This window comes from Okeania sp. SIO3I5, assembly GCF_010672085.1.
Taxonomy (GTDB): domain Bacteria; phylum Cyanobacteriota; class Cyanobacteriia; order Cyanobacteriales; family Microcoleaceae; genus Trichodesmium.
The window spans coordinates 42,722-61,628 of record NZ_JAAHHT010000029.1; the positions used below are offsets into that span (position 1 = coordinate 42,722).

Here is an 18,907-nt window from a genome sequence, read left to right on the forward strand (position 1 = left end):
CCCCATTTTTTGCCTACCCAATATTTTGTAAATTTCTCCAGAGTTAGGTGAAATTTTTAAAGCTTTAGAACAATTGGCATAAACTTGATCTAATTTTCCTTCAGATAAATATCTTTCAGCTTTTTGCTGGAAATTAAATGCTGCTGTTTCTTGATTCTCTAGCTCCGACATATTTGCTATAACTCCTAAAAGTAAATAGTTAATGACTAATCATATAGGGTTTCTCAGTCAAGGTGAGATTAACTTATCTTGTCTCTTTGCTGATTCTAACTACCCCATTTTTTGCCTACCCAATATTTTGTAAATTTCTCCAGAGTTAGGTGAAATTTTTAAAGCTTTAGAACAATTGGCATAAACTTGATCTAATTTTCCTTCAGATAAATATCTTTCAGCTTTTTGCTGGAAATTAAATGCTGCTGTTTCTTGATTCTCTAGCTCCGACATATTTGCTATAACTCCTAAAAGTAAATAGTTAATGACTAATCATATAGGGTTTCTCAGTCAAGGTGAGATTAACTTATCTTGTCTCTTTGCTGATTCTAACTTCCCTATTTTTTACAAAATATTACCTAATATTTTGTAAATTTCTTCCGTAGGAAATACTTCCATAAATAATTAATCATTATTGCCTCAATATGCAGCACCTTAAAGAGTGCATTTTAGATAAAGTCTTAACTTTTAATTCTCCCTCAATTTCAAGGTAAGTATTTCTAATTCTTGATTAATTGCCACTTCAAAAGAGCGATTTTCCCAGTTTAATCTCTGCCAATGATGGTATTGAGAAAAAGCTCGATCTACTGGATTTCTTAAAATCACCAATAATTTAATACTAGGCAATAAACTAGAGATTCTTTCTGGAACTTCATCAGTGATTAAATAGTTAGAAGTAGCTTCCCCAGTAATAAAATTTTCTGACTTAGGAATAGGAGGAAAATAAGCCAGATACCAATCTATATATTTGCCAAAATACTTTTTTCCTATTCCCTATTTTCTCTTCTCAGTTAAGTGTTCCCTAACAGCAATAAATTTCTAGCTTTATTCTTGCATTGAGATGTAACTGCCTGAAAATTTACCAATTAAACTTCATCTCTAAATATTCTTCTAATCTCTGATTATGAGGTTCAAAATATTCAGATAATCTCTGACGGAGTAAATCAGAAATTGGTGCATAAGAACCAGAATTTAACTTTTTATATTTGGCTAAAAGAGCGGTCTTCCCAGTTTAATCTCTGCCAATGATGGTATTGAGAAAAAGCTCGATCTACTGGATTTCTTAAAATCACCAATAATTTAATACTAGGCAGTAAACTATAGATTTTTTCTGGAACTTCATCAGTGACTAAATAGTTAGGAGTAGCTGCCCCAGTAATAAAATTTTCTGACTTAGGAATAGGAGGAAAATGAGCCAGATACCAATCTATATATTTGCCAAAATACTTTTTTCCTATTTCCTATTTTCTCTTCTCAGTTAAGTGTTCCCTAACAGCAATAAATTTCTGGCTTTATTCTTGCATTGAGATGTAACTGCCTGAAAATTTACCAATTAAACTTCATCTCTAAATATTCTTCTAATCTCTGATTATGAAGTTGAAAATATTCAGATAATCTCTGACGGAGTAAATCAGAAATTGGTGCATAAGAACCAGAATTTAACTTTTTATATTTGGCTAGTTTATATTCTGGCAAACCTAAAAAATTAAACACTTGCTTCATCGTATCATCTGACCTTTCATAAAGGTCTTCTCCTCTCAAAATTAAAAATTGTTCTCTAGGAAATACAGCCATCCATTTCTGCATAAATTCTATATAAACACCTCTTCCTATATAATTTCCTGAGAGTTGCCAATATTTTCTATCTCCTTGAGGTTGTTTAGGAGTAGTTTTAAGTATTTCTAATTCTTGATTAATTGCAACTTCAAAAGATCGGTCTTCCCAGTTTAATCTTTGCCAATGATGGTATTGAGAAAAAGCTCGATCCACTGGATTTCTTAAAATCACCAATAATTTAATACTAGGCAGTAAACTATAGATTCTTTCTGGAACTTCATCAGTGACTAAATAATTAGGAGTAGCTTCCCCAGTAATAAAATTTTTTGACTTAGGAATAGGAGGAAAATGAGCCAGATACCAATCTATTCCTCGATGAAATTTACCTGACCAAAAATGAGTTTCTTTCTTAATAGCTGGTAAAACTTGGGGATGTTGACTAATGTAATTTTCTAAAGAAGTCGTACCACTTTTTTGAGAACCAATAATAATGAAATTAGGATGCCCTAAATGATGAAAATTCCCATAATTTTCGACAAAGGCAGGATTTAATTTTAGTGTTTTGTTATAGCAAGCTTTTTGATAGCTAAAAATTGCTTCTTTGATATTCCCTTTTTCTGTAAAAATTTCCCCTAGATTAAGATGACACAAAATACTATTTGGTTCTTTTTGAGTGGCATTTTGATATAAATTTAATACTTCCTCAAGCCTACTTTCTAGTAGGTATTTCCATAAGACTGAATGACGGGAAAACCAAGAATGTTCTGGTCTAAGTCTAACAGCTTCTAAGTAAGCAGTAATAGCTTCCTCTTTTTGAGAATTGTGCAAAAAAGCATCTGCTAAATTATAGTATGCACCAGAGAAATTTGGATTGATAATAGTTGCTTTTCGGTAAGCATAAATTCCTTCATCCCACCTTTGTTGTTTCATATAAATATTGCCTAGATTATAGTAACCCCAAAAGAAATTTGGATTGATTTCTGTAGCTTGTTGGTAACAGGCGATCGCTTCCTTTAACTCACCTTTTTTCTGAAAAACGTCTCCTAATTTTTTGTGAAATAAATGATTCTCTGGTTTTAGTTTTATCCCATTACCATAGGCAAAGATTGCTAAATCATATTCTTTTTTTTCTTGCAGAACTTCTCCTAGTAAGTAGTAACATCTAGGATTTTTAGGAGTTAGTTTTATTGCCCGCTCTAAAACTACTAATGCTGATTCTAGTTCCCCTTTTTGAGTAAGCACTTCTCCTAATTTTTGATATGAATATGATAAATTTGGTTGTAGTTTAATGGCTTGACGATAACAGTTAATTGCTGCTTCAATCTGGTCTAATTCTAACAATTTATTTCCTAAATTCAAGTGTTCTTTAGCTGTAGCTGATTCTGGTTCTAGAATCAGTGTTTGATAAGTGCATTCTGTGGCTAATTCTTCTTGATCAATGTACTGCCATACTTTAGCTAAATTCCGATAAACTCCTACTAAATCTGGTTTAATATAGATAGCTTTTTGATAATAAAAAATTGCTTTTTCCCAGTCCTGTTGTTTAGCATACATACTACCAAGGTTAGCATGAACCTCAGCAAAATCTGGCAGTATTTTTATAGCTTTATTGTAGTAACTTATTGCTACTTCTATATCTCCTTTTGCTTGCAAAATATCTCCTATATTTTTACAAGCTGAGGCTAATTCTTGTTTGCTATTTGCTGTTTTTAAACAAGCTGCATAAGCTTCATCTAATTTTCCTTGGGTTAAACTAGCTTCTGCTAGCTCATTAAAATTAATAGCTAGTTTTTCTCTTTTTTCGTTATTAGACATATTATTTCAGTTATCAGTTATTAGTTATCAGTACCTCGTGCAATAGGGAGGTTTTAAACACTGAATTTTTTTAATTTTTTAGGTAGTCCTTTGATGATTGTGATTTATTGTAGAGAAAGGGAACACTTAACTCTTAACTGGGAACAGTAAAGTACCTTCAATTCTTAGTTTCAAAGAAATCATATTTCCTAGAAAATTTGACTTTTTTTAGAATATCACTACTTGTACACCACTACCATTTTTTATTCCCTTGAAAGGCGACACTTGAGACATGATTTTTTGGTCATGTTGGATTTTTTTCCAAAACCAAAAATCAAGGTAAGCATTCAGCTATTAGCAGTCACCTCTCCGTTTTTTAATGAATGAAGCTAACTTAATTTTAACTTCTACTAGATTTTTAATCAGAGTATTATCAAAATTAAGCTATAAGCAGTCACCTCTCCGTTTTTTAATGAATGAAGCTAACTTTATTTTAACTTCTATTACATTTTTAACCAGAGTATTGAAGCACAAGAAAGACTCGCTTGAGTTGTAAACCCATACAATTCTGTGGTAGGAAATGAGTTAATAATTCATAGCTGTTAGCTGAATCCTGACGACTGAATGCTTACAAATAAAGTTTAGTTTCTCTCTTAACAATAAGTTTTGCAACTTTTGCGGAATAGAAAGTGATCAAAGATTATACCAATATTATTTATTATTAGGTTATACCAATTTAAAAAAATACCGTTACATTGATTTTTTTTAGTAATTTAGATTAATAATATTCAAGAATTTTTTCTGATTTCTATCTGCTTATGACTTCAAAACCCTCTCTCATATAAAATCCGGTTATACAGTAATCGCAAAATTACTTCATCTTAATACAGATGTTAAGCATGAATACTAATTTAAAATTTCATGCTATTCAAATCTTTTTTTCTCCGTACGGACGTTGCTTGAACATTAATGCGTTACATGTCGCGCAGCAATACGTCCCTACCTCCTGACTCCTGACTCTATCAAGCGATACGATAACTAATTACCCGGATTCTATATCACTATCAATTTTAATATTAGTTATTCGTAAAGCATAGAAAATAAATTAGTCAGCAAATTTATTTTCTTTCTTAATATGGTAACTCCTGTTTATTTCTACATTTTTCTGCTGCTTCCCAGTCACCTAACTGCTCAAAAATATAAGCTATTTTTTCGTAAGCTTTATCGTAGTCTGGTTTAATTTGTATTGCTTTTCTAAAACATTCGACAGCATCAGACCAATTTTTTTGTTGAATATATACTTGTCCTAATGAGGCATATAACCAACAAGAATTAGAATTAATTTCTATAGCTTTTCGATAACTAATAATAGCTTCATCTAATTTCCCTAACTCCTGCAAAGCATTTGCTAAATTACGATGAAATAAATAGTTATCTGCTTCTAATTCTATCGCTTGATAATACGCTTTAATTGCTAGCTGCAATTTTTTTTGTTTACTTAGTGCTTCCCCCAATTTGTAGTGAAATCTTGCTAAATTAGGATTAAATTTGAGGCCTCTACGGTAGATCAAAACTGCTTGATTTATTTCCCCTTGCTTGATAAATATTTCTCCAATTTTACAGTAACTATCCCAAATATTAGGATGATTTTTCATCAGTTTACGATAACAAGTAAGCGCTCGATTTAACTTTCCTTGCTCATACAAAATATCTGCTAAATGTTTCTGAGACCAAGGAAACTTTGGATTAAGTTCTCTAGAAATTTTAAATGCCTCAAGTGCATCATTTAACTTACCTATTTCTCGTAAAAGTTTTCCTAGTTTATAGGGAATTAACCAATTTTTAGGCAACAGTTCAATTAAACTTTTATAACAAGCGATCGCTGACTCTAATTCTCCCTGACTGACTAAAATTTCTGCTAGTTTCGAGTAAGCATCCGATAAAGTAGGATTTAATTCTATAGTCTCACGATAATAAGCGATCGCCTCTTTAATTTTTCCTTGACTAAATAGAATATCTCCTTGATTTAGCTTTTCTAATGCTTTTTTTTCTAATTCTATTTTTTCTGCGTAATACCAATATTTTTTGGCTAAACTTAAATCTCCTAACTGTTGGCAAACCCGAGATAAATTACGATAAACACCAGGCAAATTTGGTTGTAATTCAATAGCCTTTTCATAACAAGCTATAGCTGGTTTCCACTCTTTTTGTTTAGCATATAAACTACCAATATTTGTGTAAACCTCTGCCCAATTTGGTTGTTGTATAATTGCTTGTGCATACCAATTTATTGCTTCATCTAACTTTCCCATAACCTGCAATACATTTCCCATACTTTTGCAAGCTAAAGGATAGAATGGTAAGATTTCTAGAGCTTTTTCGCAAGCTAAATAAGCATCATCTAATTTTTCTGCTTCTAAATAAGACTCTGCTTCTTGACATAAAGTAAAAGCTGACATTTCTGGAGTTAAATTTGAATACATATTTCTTTTTTAAAAGAAGGAAAAAGGAAAAAGTAGGAATATAGAATGAGTCATTTGAGTTATCAGTTGTTTAATTATCAGTACCTCCTACTTACAGCAGTTTTAGAGTTAATTAATACCAAGGGTGATAAATTTTTTCTACAAATATTTGGATTGTTTATAGTAGGGGTGATTTCCTACAGAATGCTCCTAATTACGCGAATCACCCGTACAGTAGGTGCGATTCGCTCTTCGCCCATACTTTTATTATTATTTTTTGCCATGAAAAAATATATTCTAGTAAATGTGCATCTGACTTCAACTACTTTAGTTAACTAAATTATTCATAACATTTTTGTTGAAAAATGGTATAAGAACAAAGTTTGATTCCTTGAATAAATAGGGAAGTAATATTAGTTTTCAACTATATCTTACCATCCTCAAAAGTGCTTTAAGTAATAGGTAAGAAAATCTGAGATTTGCTTTTTTATAAGAGTCGAAGTCTAGCATTCTGCCATTGCTAAATTTTGTTTGCCGAGGATTTCCCCGCCGAAAACTAATGAGGGAGATTACTTCTGAATTTTCCATTCTCAATTCTTAATTCGGATGTACCTCTCGATTTTCTGCCTTGCTTTAAATAATAGGTAAGAAAATCTGAGATTTGCTTTTTTATAAGAGTCGAAGTCTAGCATTCTGCCATTACTAAATTTTCTTTGCCGAGGATTTCCCCGCCGAAAACTCACGAGCAAGATTACTCCTGAATTTTCAATTCTCAATTCTTAATTCGGATGTACCTCTTGATTTTTAAAAGTGCTTTAAGTAATAGGTAAGAAAATCTGAGATTTGCTTTTTTATAAGAGTCGAAGTCTAGCATTCTGCCATTACTAAATTTTTTTTGCCGAGCATTTACCCACCGAAAACTCACGAGCAAGATTACTCCTAAATTTCCAATTCTTAATTCTCAATTCAGATGTACCTCTCGATTTTCTGCCTTGCTTTAAGTAATAGGTAAGAAAATCTGAGATTTGCTTTTTTATAAGAGTCGAAGTCTAGCATTCTGCCATTACTAAATTTTCTTTGCCGAGAATTTCCCCGCCGAAAACTAATGAGGGAGATTACTTCTGAATTTTCAATTCTCAATTCTTAATTCGGATGTACCTCTTGATTTTCTGCCTTGCTTTAAGTAATAGCTAAGAAAATCTGAGATTTGCTTTTTTATAACAATCGAAGTCTAGCATTCTGCCATTCTTAATTCAGATGTACCTCACGATTTTCTGCCTTGCTTTAAGTAATAGGTAAGAAAATCTGAGATTTGCTTTTTTATAAGAGTCGAAGTCTAGCATTCTGCCATTACTAAATTTTGTTTGCCGAGCATTTCTCCACCGAAAACTCACGAGCAAGATTACTCCTGAATTCTAAATTAATCTAAATTATAAATTCTAAATTCAGAACTACTCCCAGTTAAATTCCATCCCTAAATATTCTTCTAATCTTTCATTATGAATTCGGAAATAATTACTTAAACTCCTACGCATTAATGGGTCGATTTTTGAATACTTCCCAGCATTATAATTCTTGTAATCTAACAGTTTATATTCCGGCAAATCTAAAAACGTTAAAACTTTTTGCATACTAGCTTCAGGATGTGCATAAAAATCTTCACTTTTCAAAATAAGAAATTGTTCCCGTGGAAATAAACTCATCCATTCCTTCAAAAACTCAACATATACCCCCCTTGCTAAATAATTTAATTCCTTCATCCAGTAATTAACTTTTTCAGGAGCTTTTCTTAGTTTCTCTAAATCTGATTCAATTGCCTCTTCTAAAGAGCGATTTTCCCAATTTAATCTTCGCCATTGATGATATTGAGATATGGCTCGATCTACAGGATTTCTCAATAGTATGAGCAGCTTAATTTTTTGGGAAAAGTCGTAAATCCTCCTAGCAGTATTTGGATGGTCGAAATAACTAGGACTAGCTTCCCCAGTCAATAAATTTTTTCCCTCTGGAATTCCTGGAAAATGAGCTAGATACCAATTAATTGACTTATTAAATTTCCAAGACCAAAAATCCATTTCTTTTTTAATCGGAGGAATAATTTGTGGATGTTGAATCAAATAATTATAAAGGGAAGTCGTACCTCCTTTGTGAACTCCAATAACTATAAAATTCGGTCTTTGAACTTGTTCTAAATTCCATGGTTGCGATACTAATCTAGGGTACAATTTCTGAGTTTGCCGATAACAAGCTGTTTGATAATAAGGTATAGCTTCATCAAATTTTTCCAAACGAGTTAGAGCTTCTCCTACATTCAAGTAAGAGCAAAAAGAGTCGGGATGAGCTTTCTGAAATATCTCGAAAAAAGTTAGTATTTCTGTTAGTTTACCTTCCCTAGCAAAAGCTTCCCATATATTGTAGTAAAACCACCAAGATAGGTCTGGATTAATTTCAATACCTTGACGGTAAGCTACAACTGCTTCCTCCCATTTTTGTTGTCGAGTTAGGGCAATACCAAGATTATAGTAAGAGCTACTATTCCGGTTTAATTCTATTTCTTTTCTGAGTTCTAATATTTCTCGTTCTAACTGATTTTTTTTATCTAATACTTGCTGTAGCTTTTCAGAAATCTTTAAGTCATCTTGATTAAGCTCTAGAGCTATTTTATAGAAAATAATCGCCCCGTTAATTTTATTAGCTTTAGTTAAACCATCTGCTACTTGTACAGATAAATTAGGATTTTGTTGTAAAAGTTGCAGCGATCTATCGTCAATATAATATTGCTCATAGTCTGGAATAGCTTTGGGGTAATCCTTAATTTCTGTATCTAAATTTGACTTATATTTTTGTTCTATAGCATCTCCTAATTTACTGTAAATTCCGGGTAATTCTGTCTGCAATAGGATTACATATAAATAGTTATATATAGCTTCATCCCATTTTTGTAACTCGATCAAAGCATCACCTAAATTGTAGTAAGACCAAGGAAAATTTACATCTATTTTAATTGTATTTATGTAAGCTTTAACAGCCTCTTCCCATCTTCCTAACTTACTTAACGCATTTCCTAAATTATAATAAGACCAAGAAAAATTACCTTCTAACTCTATTGCCTGATCATAATTTTTTATAGCTTCATTCCAATTTTGCTTTTGATATAAAGCTTGTGCTAAGTGATAATAATACCAAGAAAATTTTGGCTTTAGCGCAATAGCTTGACGGTAGTTTTCAATTGCTAAATCCCATTTTTTTTCTTGAGCATATATGCTGCCTTGGTTAGCATACTCTTCAGGTGTATTCAAATTAGACTTATTTTTTGATAACATTGTTTATTGAAGATTTATCAATAGAGATTTACCGAATAATTAATAATTAAATAATTAAATAATTCAGGTTGAAAACCTCCCCAATAAAGGGGAAAAAAGCGGTTGAGGGATGGATAGGTGACCTAACCATATCCAATCAACCAAGAGAAATAAATTTTTTCCTTCTTGGTCAATCCTCTCCCTTTTAGGGAGAGGTAATTATCCATTATCCATTATCCATTATCCATTAATGAATCCCCTCCAAACCTACTCCCCTATTCTGACAAGGGTATGTTTTTAACAAAGAGGCGAGTAATCACTTTTATTCATTATAAAATCTACAAAATAATGTGCTTTTTCTATACAAGAAATCGGATAAATTTATCCCCACACTTCCCACACTTCCCACACTCCCCACACTTTCCACACTCCCCACCCCTCCCACACCCAATGGCATAATTCTAAAAAACATACCCCCTTACTTTGAAGATTAGAATCAGATTTTTCCCATCATTAAATCTTTTCATCCATCCCTCTCCCTCATCCATCCCTCCTGAGCAGAAAACCACAAACATTTTCATTTTCTAAAGCTCCTAAAAAAAATCGGCGCGTCAAAAGAATTTCTGTTGCATCTTGACAATTTTTGTGATACCGTAAAGATTAACTTGGGTTACTCGCCTATACGCATGATTTTTTATTCAACTAAATTTCCTAGCTTAGAGACAATCAAGTATTCAGGAATTTTCCCCAGAAAAAATACCAGAAAGATTTTCATCTTGTGAAGCTTCCGCATAAATATATCTGCTGGTTTTTGCTCGATCAAATCTTTTCATTCATCCCTCCTGAGTAGAAAACCACAAACATTTTCATTTTCTAAAGCTCCTAAAAAAATCGGCGCATCAAAAGAATTTCCGTTGCATCTTGACAATTTTTGTGATATCGTAAAGATTATCTTGGGCTACTCGCCTATACGCATGATTTTTTATTCAACTAAATTTCCTAGCTTAGAGACAATCAAGTATTCAGGAATTTTCCCAGAAGAAATACCAGAAAGATTTTCATCTTGTGAAACTTCCCAATAAACATATAGCCTTGGTGATGCGTGACTATGATTTTTCTGGCATTCTAGAAACCAGGGAAAGTATTAGATGCCAATACATACTGACATCTGTCTCGAACAAACCCGGTTTCTTATAACACGCTCCTTAGATTTCATATCAAATCCGGTTATCAAAACCACGTTTTTAAAATTCCTTTCTAAGTCTTCTGCCTTACCTTCATAAATATTGGTTTTTTGTAAACCGGATTTAGTATCATAGCTCGGTTCACCAATGCCAAACATATATATATGCTTGTTTTTGCTTCATCAAATCTTTCCATCCATCCCTCCTAGTGTGGAAAACCACAAACTAGTGTGGAAAACCACAAACATTTTCATTTTCTGAAACTCCTAAAAAATTCGGCGCGTCAAAAGAATTTCTGCTGCATCTTCACTTTAATTGTGATATTCTAAAGATTAACTGGAGTTACTCGCCAATATACATGATTTTTTCTTCAACTCAAACTAGCATAGCCTGGCTTGCGCTAGAACTCCTTTCCGCTTTTCGGCTGTCGCCGACAAAAAGCTCTGCGACATGAAAGGTGAAGCAAATCGCTCAAGCGGTAGAAAGGAAAATCAATCTTAAAGATACGCTTCAATAATTAATAATTGTAAGCATTCATTTATTAGCAGTCAGCAAGAGAGCAATAAGACCCTACTTTTAAGGAAGGAGTTTAAATGAATATAGACTTTAACAGCTTTATGTAGTAAAATTTAATTCTGACTTGATTGATACAGCTTTGAACCTACACTAAAAGCAATAGCTGATAGCTGACGGCTGAATGCTTACTAATAATTACCTCTTCATTTTTAAGAATAGGGTTGCTTAAAAGGAATTTTTTTTTCTTGGTGATTGGATATGATGAGGTTTCCTCAGCATCCCACCCTACAAAAAACTTTCCTTACTGAATGCTATGGCAAACCTTAACGACTGCTTTTTTTTCCTTGAAAAGAGATGCTTTAAACCTGATTTTTTCGGTAAAGTAATGCTAGTAATATTTCATATCTTAAAAGATAACCATCCAAAAAGCCAAGAATATCGCAATAAAAGAGTTCTTAAACTTATACTAAACTAAATTTATAATATACATCTAATAAAAAAATCAAACCAACTACCCTACTCTTATTCATCGATTATTTCCCCCTACTCCCTACTCCCTCTTTTCAAGATTAAATTCCTACTGGCAGAACCAAACCTTCTTTGGCCATAACTGCCATAGGAAAAGCTTCTTTGACTTTTTTTGCCATCTCATCCAAAAAATCATCACTATGAGTTGGTTCATGGTGAAAAATTACCACTCGCTTCACCCGAGCAGCTTTAGCAACTTTAATTGCTTCCTGCCAAGTTGAATGTCCCCAACCAACTTTAGGCGACTTTGGATTATGATACTCATCATCAGTGTACATAGCATCATAGATAAGTACATCAGCATCCCGTGCCAAATTAACCACACTTTCATCTAAGCGATCGGGAAAATGCTCCGTATCAGAACAATAAACCGCACTCCGTCCATTCCATGTCACCCTATATCCCATTGCAGTATTAGGATGATTTAGAGAACCAGTTTCAATCTTAATACCATGGAGCATCATTTTTTGGTTATGCTGAAGTTCATAAAATCTTAAGTCTGCCTGAATACCTTTGAGTGGCACAGGAGAGTTATAATGCAAGACTCTATTTATAAAATGCCCTTTCATTGACTTCCCTTCTGGAGGAGTTGCTCCATAGATGTGAAAACAATTTCCTTCAGTAAAAGCAGGAGTAAACAATGGGAAACCTTGAATATGATCCCAATGATAATGAGTAAAAAATATATAAGCTTCTACTGGCATTTCCTGCATCAATTCTTTCCCTAGTTCTCGCATCCCAGTACCTCCATCAAATATCAAGCGCTTACCAGATATTTGCATTTCTATGCAGGAAGTATTTCCACCATATCTAACAGTATCTTTTCCAGGAGTAGGAACACTACCTCGCACTCCCCAGAATTTAACTACAAAATCATCTAGATTTTCAGAAAACTTAGCAGAGTCAATATTATCTTGGGTAGGCACAACAGAAGAAGGTCTAGTTTCCATATCAATTTTCTTACTTTAAGGTCTTACATTGTCCATGATGACGTAATAAGTGGTCACATAGTACTATAGCTACCATTGCTTCTACCATAGGCACAGCTCTAGGTAAAACGCAAGGATCATGCCTTCCCTTTGCTGCTAATAATGTCTCTTCACCTGCACGACTCACAGTACGTTGTTCTTTCCGAATTGTAGCTGTTGGTTTAAATGCTGCCCGCAATACAATATTTTCTCCGTTAGAGATGCCACCCTGTATCCCACCAGAACGGTTAGTAATTGTACGAATGTCACCTTGTTCATCTGTATAAAATTCATCATTATGCTCGCTACCTGTAAGAGTAGTACCTGCAAAACCAGAACCAATTTCAAATCCTTTGCTTGCTGGTAAGGACATTACACCTTTAGCTAAATCTGCTTCTAGTTTATCAAATACAGGAGAACCCAAACCTTTTGGGACATTCCGAGCTATGCATTCTACCACACCTCCCACAGAATCTCCCACATCTCGTATTTTTTCGACTAATTCAATCATTCTATCCGCACATTCAGTATCTGGACAACGAACAATATTACTTTCTACTTGTTCTATTGTTACTGTTGTTGGATCGACTATAGCCTCTAAATTTTTGATCCGCTTCACATACCCGACAATTTCTACACCGGAATATTTTTGCAGAATTTTTTTAGCGATCGCCCCTGCTGCTACTCGTCCAATTGTCTCTCTGGCCGAAGATCGTCCCCCACCTTGCCAATTTCTGATACCATATTTAGCGTCATAAGTTGCATCAGCATGAGATGGACGATATTTAATGGCCATCTCGTCATAATCCTGGGGACGAGCATCCTTATTTCGGACTAAAATCATAATTGGCGTGCCCAAGGTTTGACCTTTAAATATGCCAGAGAGTATTTCACAAGTATCAGTTTCTTTACGGGGTGTAGTAATTTTACTTTGTCCTGGTCGCCTACGGTCTAACTCATATTGAATTTCTTTAATATCTATTTCTAGTTTTGGTGGGCAACCATCAATTACAACTCCTACTCCTCCTCCGTGTGATTCACCGAAGGTTGTTACCCGAAATAAATTTCCAAATATGTTGCCCATTCAATTCAAACTATAAAACGTTTAATATATTATCTTAACTGGTTTTTGGTTAATCAAGTAGTCAAAACTCACCAGAGTTTTTAGATTAGGTCATTTCAGTTATCAGTTATCAGTTATCAGTACCTCTGCAATAAGAAGGCTTGACATAAGGAATAGTCTCTTTTTTTTATCCCTTTAAAAAGGGAGGCTTTAGACCACAATTTTTCAGTAAAAGATTTTTGGTTTCTAGTTTATAGTTTTGGCATAAAAGTTTGTTACCAAATAATTCAAAATTGATATTAATAATCTAATATTTCAAGTTTCTCCTTGCCTACTTTTACCTTTTCCGAGGTAAAACTATAACATCTTTTTTATATAACTGTTCTGCTGAAGTTACCCAAAGTTAGATTTGGAGACTGCTTCGGTGCTTGACCAAAGAATACTAACCAAAGCCTGTCATTGATTTTATCCACAAGATTAAAATTGGTATAAGAAACTATTTGTAAAAGGAATCTTAAATCTAAGCTTAGGGTGGATTAGGCGACAATTAGGAATCTTAATCATAGGGCAGAATCAGAATTGGAAACAAGAGATAAACTCAGGAAAAAATAACAATCAACAATTTGTAAATATCCATCATTATCGGTTAATAGAGATGTTAACGTATAAAGCTAAATTCAAAGTAATAAAAGTAGTAATTACAGAAGTCTATTATACATCTCAATCAAGCTGCTTTAGACGGGGATAATTTACCAAAATCTGGAGATAAAAAACCGAAATTTAGTGAAAAAATAGTAACAAGAGGGTTGTATAAAACCAGGAAAAATAAATTATTAAATGCCGATTTCATTAATTGATAATGGATAATTGATAATGGATAATTAGAGCGGATGAACGAGTTAGATAGAAATAGGAAGAGAAAATTAGAGATTAAACAAACTCTTTCATTAATGGATAATGGATAATTAGAGCAGATGAACGAGTTAGATAGAAATAGGAAGAGAAAATTAGAGATTAAACAAACTCTTTCATTATCAATTATCAATTATCAATTATTCATGTAATTTATAATTTATTTAACCAAAGAATAAAGGGTTTGCAGTTTAACCCTCTGGCGATCAATCTACTTGTGTTCAACTAAGCTTTCAGATTTTCTCGTTCAGTTTGAGTAAATTTAGTTGAGCGGTTGCTAAATTAAGGGAGGCATCTTTGCCGAACAGGTAAATCCTATCTTTTACTTTCTTTTTCTTCAAAAAAAAGTTTATCCCACAAATATGCAACGCCCTATTTTAACAACAACATCAATCTCAACCACCAAAACCCTGTCCTTAAAGACGAGATTTGAATGTTTGAAAAAAGTATGTTTAAGCATAAGTAGTTAAAATTTTACCTTTTGTTTTTACCCTATCTCCAACTAAGCATGGTAATTTGTATTAGCAGGCATTAATTCTATGGTTATATGGGACTTCAGTTATTAAGTAATTAACACTAACCTAAGAACTTTTTCGATAATTATTAACCAGTTCGCATGAATTATTCTTATGCTTACCAAAAAATTAATAATTAAATAATTCAGGTTTAAAGCCTCCCCTTTTAAGGGGAAAAAGCGGTTGTTTGCGGAGCAGTCCGTAGGATGGGATACTGAGGAAACCTAGCCATATCCAATCAACCAAGAGAAATAAATTTTTTCCTTTTAGGGAGAGGTAATTATCCATTATCCATTATCCATTAATGAACTTTCCCCCACTCCCTCTAAGGGAACTGCGCGACATGAAAAGCGCAGCTAAACAGAACCGGACGTGAGACTTTTCGTGACTTAAAAGGCTTATTATATTTAGCTTTAGCTAGTTTTTAAGCCAACGAGTCGCACTAACCATTAATCTTCGTGTTCATCAAAGGGGTCTACTAATTCCTTGGAGGGTGGTCCAAAGGCTGTGTAAATTGAAAATCCTGTAATGGCCACAGTCATTATACCTATTGAAATACTAAGAACTGTTGCAGGTTCCATATAATTCATTAAAATTGTGAGTGTTATACATATACAATATTACAAAACATTAAAATTTTCTGCTGAAAATAGATTACATCGAAACTTATGCCACAAAAAACTGGATTAGGAGACATCCTCAAACCCTTAAACTCAGAGTATGGTAAAGTATCTCCCGGTTGGGGAACTACACTATTAATGGCCGTTTTTATAGGCTTATTTTTTGTCTTCTTGTTAATTATTCTCCAAATCTACAACTCTTCCTTGTTGTTAGAAAATGTTGATGTAGATTGGGCCGGCCTAACTAAATAACATAGTAGTGGTGCATAGTAATGGTAGAGCTAGGGAGGGAATGCGGCAGTGGGGGAGTGGGGGAGACCTGAAGATTGAGGGTGATGATTTTTTCACCACAAAGAAACTCCAGGATATTTGGATAAATTAGGATATGGCGTGAATACCAAGTTTACTCAATACCATTAAGCTAGCAGGATTACTAATAAAATAAATTTAGATGTTAGTTAAGGCTAAAAAGTTCACTCAAGCTGAATTTTTTAACCACTATGCACTGAAGTGATTGTAAGTATTTAGCTACTAGCAGTCAGCTAGGCGTGCTTTTTAATTAATGAAGCAAGCATTCACTTAATTTCTACTACTTTTTTAACTAGAAAATTGAAGTAAAAAAATGACGATTTAATTTGTCAATTAAAGGGAATAAAGCTGATAGCTGATAGCTGAATGCTTACAACTGATTTATATAAATTTGAAGTAAATTTTGAGGAGGAAAAAAAAGTGAATATATTTGGTATTGGTTTGCCAGAAATGATTGTAATTTTGGTGGTAGCTCTTTTGATATTTGGTCCGAAGAAGTTGCCAGAAATTGGTCGGAGTTTAGGGCAGGCAATAAATAGTTTTAAAGCAGGAGCTAAAGAGTTTGAGAATGAATTTAAACGGGAAGCAAGCAAGTTAGAAGAAGGAGTGAAAGTTAGTACATACGAATCGGAATCAGAACCAGAAAAAGTAGTAAATGTTTCTTCTGCAACAGATACAAACCAGAAAAGCTAATTGGGAAGTTAAACTAGATAAAAAATTAACTGTAAGTATTCCGTGGTTAGAAAGCATCTTACAGAGAAACTGCCTTATTAGGTATTAGGTTTATTGTATTTAAAGGAGGAATTACCATATTCCTGATTTGAAAGAATTATCCTGATTTGAAAGAATTAAAAGTATGAATAAAAGCCGAGCACTTAACCTTATACGATTTCTGTGTAACAATGCACTTAAATAATTATTACTAAAAAATCAGGTCTCTTGCTTCCCCCTTTTCAGAGGGTTAAAAAGCGGTCGTTAACGTTTGCAATAGCATTCCGTAAGGAAAGTTTACCGTAGGGTTAGATGGATGAATTAACTAACCATATCCAATCGACCAAGAGAAAATCAATTTTCTTATTTTAATCCGAATCCTTGACTTGGAGGTAATGATAACTGAAATGACCAAGACCTGAATTTTGCTGATAACTATTATCTTTTATTAAGTACAACTTCATGGAGAAATGGTATTAGCAGTATCTAGAACCACATCGACAATTTTCTGACTGTAAATTGTATGGGTTGACAACTCAAGCTTGTCGTTTTTATGCTTCAATTTATGGCTTGAAAATGTAGTATAAATTAAAGAAATACTTATTTCATTTATTAAAAAGCTGAGAGCTAACCGCTAATAGCTGAATGCTTACAATTAACCTGAGCCAATCTAGAAGATTATTGTAGTTTTGATTTTAAAGGAAATGAAAGACTAACCACAAATCTAACCAAAACGCTTATTTGTGTTTAAATGGTTAGTCCAGCCCACTTTTTTCAAGTAGACGTTATTTTAGTCACAATACGTCGGGATGCGTGGCCAGTTCCGACCCCTATTGTTCGGTATTAAACAGGCAAAGAGATTTGAAAAGCTAGTGTGCCGAACCTCTCAAGCTTAAATAACCGGGCGAGGCCAACTTAACACTCTTTGTAGGAGGGACGCAACAATGTCCAATTCAACCAATTATGTATTCGTACTAGACGCCAAGAAAAAACCCCTAGCACCGTGCCAACCAGCCATGGCGAGGTCATTGTTAAAAGCTGGCAAAGCCAAAGTTTTTAAGCGCTACCCATTCACAATAATTCTGAATAAATTGGTAGACGAAGAAAATCAGGGCTTGCAATTAAAAATTGACCCTGGTTCTAAACAAACAGGCTTTGCAATGGTCACCCAAAGTGAAGAAGTTATCTTTGCAATGGTTCTAATCCATCGTGGCCAGCAAATTAAAAATGCGCTGCTGCGACGGCGAACTCTTCGCCGAACTCGTCGTCACCGAAAAACTCGCTACCGTAAGTGCAGATTTCTCAACCGCAAACGAAAAAAAGGATGGCTGCCACCAAGTTTGAGGCATCGGGTTTTGACTGTAGAAACCTGGGTTAATAGACTGTCTCAACTAAGTCCGGTAAGTAGTTTGGCTATAGAATTAGTCAAGTTTGACACCCAGAAAATACAGAATCCTGAAATTTCAGGGGTTGAGTATCAACAAGGTGAACTATTTGGTTATGATGTCCGGGAGTATCTATTAGAGAAGTGGGGTCGCTCATGTGCTTATTGTGGGGCAACAGATACGCCTTTAGAAGTTGAACATATCATTCCACGCTCAAAGGGTGGTAGTAATCGGGTGTCTAACTTAGCCATAGCTTGCCATCAATGCAACCAAAATAAGGGTGCGATTGATATTCGGGAATTTCTTAAAGATCAACCGTCTGTACTAACTCACGTTCTTAAAGTTGCCAAAACGCCTTTAAAAGATGCTGCTGCGGTTAACTCAACTCGCACATCTATTTTTGAAACCTTAAAAGTAAAAGGTTTGCCTGTGGTTACTGGTAGTGGTGCGGGTACTAAATATAACCGTCGTCGATTGAATTTGCCAAAGGAACACTGGATAGATGCTGCTTGTATTGGTGAAGTTGAAAAGTTAACAATACTTACTAATCAACCCCTAGTCGTCACAGCAATGGGACATGGCTGTCGACAAATGGTTCAAATGGATAAATACGGTTTTCCGAGGAAAGGTTACAAGGCCAAAAAACCTGTACCAGGCTGGAAAACTGGGGATATTATCAATGTGGTCAAAGGCAGAAATGCTGGGTTAAAAGGAGTCAGGATTAAAACGGTGAGAAGCAAAGGCAACTTTGATATCCGACATGGGGATAAAATTTTGTCTGTATCTCGAAACCATATCCAACCTGTTCATAGACGAGATGGATACAATTACTCGTTTTAAGTATATTTTTTCTAAGAGGTTGCGCCAGGAG

Annotated in this window: 15 protein-coding genes; 5 read left to right on the plus strand and 10 right to left on the minus strand. The window is 34.1% G+C overall.

The annotated features are described in order from the left end of the window. Nucleotides 1–270 precede the first annotated feature (270 nt). The 5 genes from F6K40_RS09250 to F6K40_RS09265 all read right to left on the minus strand — a co-directional run bounded on the left by F6K40_RS09250 (nucleotide 271) and on the right by F6K40_RS09265 (nucleotide 6,044). On the minus strand, nucleotides 271–444 hold the full coding sequence (locus tag F6K40_RS09250) for a hypothetical protein (protein WP_293134508.1): 174 nt from the start codon (nucleotides 442–444) through the stop codon (nucleotides 271–273). Between the two features lie 234 nt (nucleotides 445–678). After that, complete coding sequence (locus tag F6K40_RS40720; protein ID WP_365670799.1) at nucleotides 679–837, minus strand: sulfotransferase domain-containing protein; 159 nt, start codon at nucleotides 835–837, stop codon at nucleotides 679–681. A gap of 353 nt (nucleotides 838–1,190) precedes the next feature. Continuing rightward, entirely contained in the window at nucleotides 1,191–1,448 is a 258-nt protein-coding gene (locus F6K40_RS40725) for a sulfotransferase domain-containing protein (protein WP_365670818.1), read from the minus strand. 88 nt (nucleotides 1,449–1,536) lie between these two features. Further along, entirely contained in the window at nucleotides 1,537–3,582 is a 2,046-nt protein-coding gene (locus F6K40_RS09260; RefSeq protein WP_293134511.1) for a tetratricopeptide repeat protein, read from the minus strand. A gap of 1,109 nt (nucleotides 3,583–4,691) precedes the next feature. After that, nucleotides 4,692–6,044, minus strand: a complete 1,353-nt coding sequence (locus tag F6K40_RS09265; RefSeq protein WP_293134514.1) for a tetratricopeptide repeat protein — start codon at nucleotides 6,042–6,044, stop codon at nucleotides 4,692–4,694. 45 nt (nucleotides 6,045–6,089) lie between these two features. On the opposite strand from F6K40_RS09265, the gene F6K40_RS09270 reads away from it, so the two are divergent. Beyond that, nucleotides 6,090–6,362 carry a hypothetical protein gene (locus tag F6K40_RS09270; RefSeq protein WP_293134517.1) on the plus strand — a complete coding sequence of 91 codons (273 nt, stop codon included), beginning with the start codon at nucleotides 6,090–6,092 and terminating at the stop codon, nucleotides 6,360–6,362. Between the two features lie 1,112 nt (nucleotides 6,363–7,474). On the opposite strand, the gene F6K40_RS09275 is transcribed toward F6K40_RS09270, so the two are convergent. The 5 genes from F6K40_RS09275 to psbN form a co-directional block, all read right to left on the minus strand. Then, nucleotides 7,475–9,346, minus strand: a complete 1,872-nt coding sequence (locus F6K40_RS09275) for a tetratricopeptide repeat-containing sulfotransferase family protein (protein WP_293134520.1) — start codon at nucleotides 9,344–9,346, stop codon at nucleotides 7,475–7,477. A gap of 301 nt (nucleotides 9,347–9,647) precedes the next feature. After that, a complete protein-coding gene (locus F6K40_RS09280) occupies nucleotides 9,648–9,797 on the minus strand; it encodes a hypothetical protein (RefSeq protein ID WP_293134523.1) in 150 nt (49 codons plus the stop codon). Nucleotides 9,798–11,594: 1,797 nt separating this feature from the next. Beyond that, nucleotides 11,595–12,503, minus strand: coding sequence for an MBL fold metallo-hydrolase (locus F6K40_RS09285; protein ID WP_293134526.1), 909 nt, complete (start codon nucleotides 12,501–12,503; stop codon nucleotides 11,595–11,597). A 10-nt stretch (nucleotides 12,504–12,513) separates the two neighbouring features. Next, the gene (aroC, locus tag F6K40_RS09290) at nucleotides 12,514–13,605 is read right to left on the minus strand and encodes a chorismate synthase (protein ID WP_293134529.1); all 1,092 of its coding nucleotides are present in this window, start codon (nucleotides 13,603–13,605) and stop codon (nucleotides 12,514–12,516) included. 1,855 nt (nucleotides 13,606–15,460) lie between these two features. Beyond that, nucleotides 15,461–15,592 (minus strand): photosystem II reaction center protein PsbN, encoded by a 132-nt coding sequence (gene psbN, locus F6K40_RS09295; protein WP_293134532.1) that lies wholly within the window; start codon nucleotides 15,590–15,592, stop codon nucleotides 15,461–15,463. Between the two features lie 87 nt (nucleotides 15,593–15,679). Between psbN and psbH the strand changes: the two genes are divergently transcribed. From psbH to iscB, 4 genes are all read left to right on the plus strand, one after another. After that, nucleotides 15,680–15,883 carry a photosystem II reaction center phosphoprotein PsbH gene (psbH, locus tag F6K40_RS09300; RefSeq protein ID WP_293134535.1) on the plus strand — a complete coding sequence of 68 codons (204 nt, stop codon included), beginning with the start codon at nucleotides 15,680–15,682 and terminating at the stop codon, nucleotides 15,881–15,883. Nucleotides 15,884–15,890: 7 nt separating this feature from the next. Beyond that, complete coding sequence (locus tag F6K40_RS09305; RefSeq protein ID WP_293134550.1) at nucleotides 15,891–16,013, plus strand: hypothetical protein; 123 nt, start codon at nucleotides 15,891–15,893, stop codon at nucleotides 16,011–16,013. Nucleotides 16,014–16,360: 347 nt separating this feature from the next. Continuing rightward, nucleotides 16,361–16,633, plus strand: coding sequence for a TatA/E family twin arginine-targeting protein translocase (locus F6K40_RS09310; protein WP_293134552.1), 273 nt, complete (start codon nucleotides 16,361–16,363; stop codon nucleotides 16,631–16,633). Nucleotides 16,634–17,595: 962 nt separating this feature from the next. Then, nucleotides 17,596–18,876: an RNA-guided endonuclease IscB gene (gene iscB, locus F6K40_RS09315; protein WP_293134554.1), complete on the plus strand. Its 1,281-nt coding sequence runs from the start codon at nucleotides 17,596–17,598 to the stop codon at nucleotides 18,874–18,876. Nucleotides 18,877–18,907 lie beyond the last annotated feature (31 nt).

What these genes read in the sequence shown, in the direction of transcription:
- F6K40_RS09265 (WP_293134514.1), bottom strand. Translation starts at nt 6,044, where the DNA reads ATGTATTCAAATTTAACTCCAGAAATGTCAGCTTTTACTTTATGTCAA.
- F6K40_RS09260 (WP_293134511.1), bottom strand. Translation starts at nt 3,582, where the DNA reads ATGTCTAATAACGAAAAAAGAGAAAAACTAGCTATTAATTTTAATGAG.
- iscB (WP_293134554.1), top strand. Translation starts at nt 17,596, where the DNA reads ATGTCCAATTCAACCAATTATGTATTCGTACTAGACGCCAAGAAAAAA.
- F6K40_RS09285 (WP_293134526.1), bottom strand. Translation starts at nt 12,503, where the DNA reads ATGGAAACTAGACCTTCTTCTGTTGTGCCTACCCAAGATAATATTGAC.
- aroC (WP_293134529.1), bottom strand. Translation starts at nt 13,605, where the DNA reads ATGGGCAACATATTTGGAAATTTATTTCGGGTAACAACCTTCGGTGAA.
- F6K40_RS09250 (WP_293134508.1), bottom strand. Translation starts at nt 444, where the DNA reads ATGTCGGAGCTAGAGAATCAAGAAACAGCAGCATTTAATTTCCAGCAA.
- F6K40_RS09275 (WP_293134520.1), bottom strand. Translation starts at nt 9,346, where the DNA reads ATGTTATCAAAAAATAAGTCTAATTTGAATACACCTGAAGAGTATGCT.
- F6K40_RS09280 (WP_293134523.1), bottom strand. Translation starts at nt 9,797, where the DNA reads ATGTTTTTTAGAATTATGCCATTGGGTGTGGGAGGGGTGGGGAGTGTG.
- F6K40_RS09270 (WP_293134517.1), top strand. Translation starts at nt 6,090, where the DNA reads ATGAGTCATTTGAGTTATCAGTTGTTTAATTATCAGTACCTCCTACTT.
- psbN (WP_293134532.1), bottom strand. Translation starts at nt 15,592, where the DNA reads ATGGAACCTGCAACAGTTCTTAGTATTTCAATAGGTATAATGACTGTG.
- psbH (WP_293134535.1), top strand. Translation starts at nt 15,680, where the DNA reads ATGCCACAAAAAACTGGATTAGGAGACATCCTCAAACCCTTAAACTCA.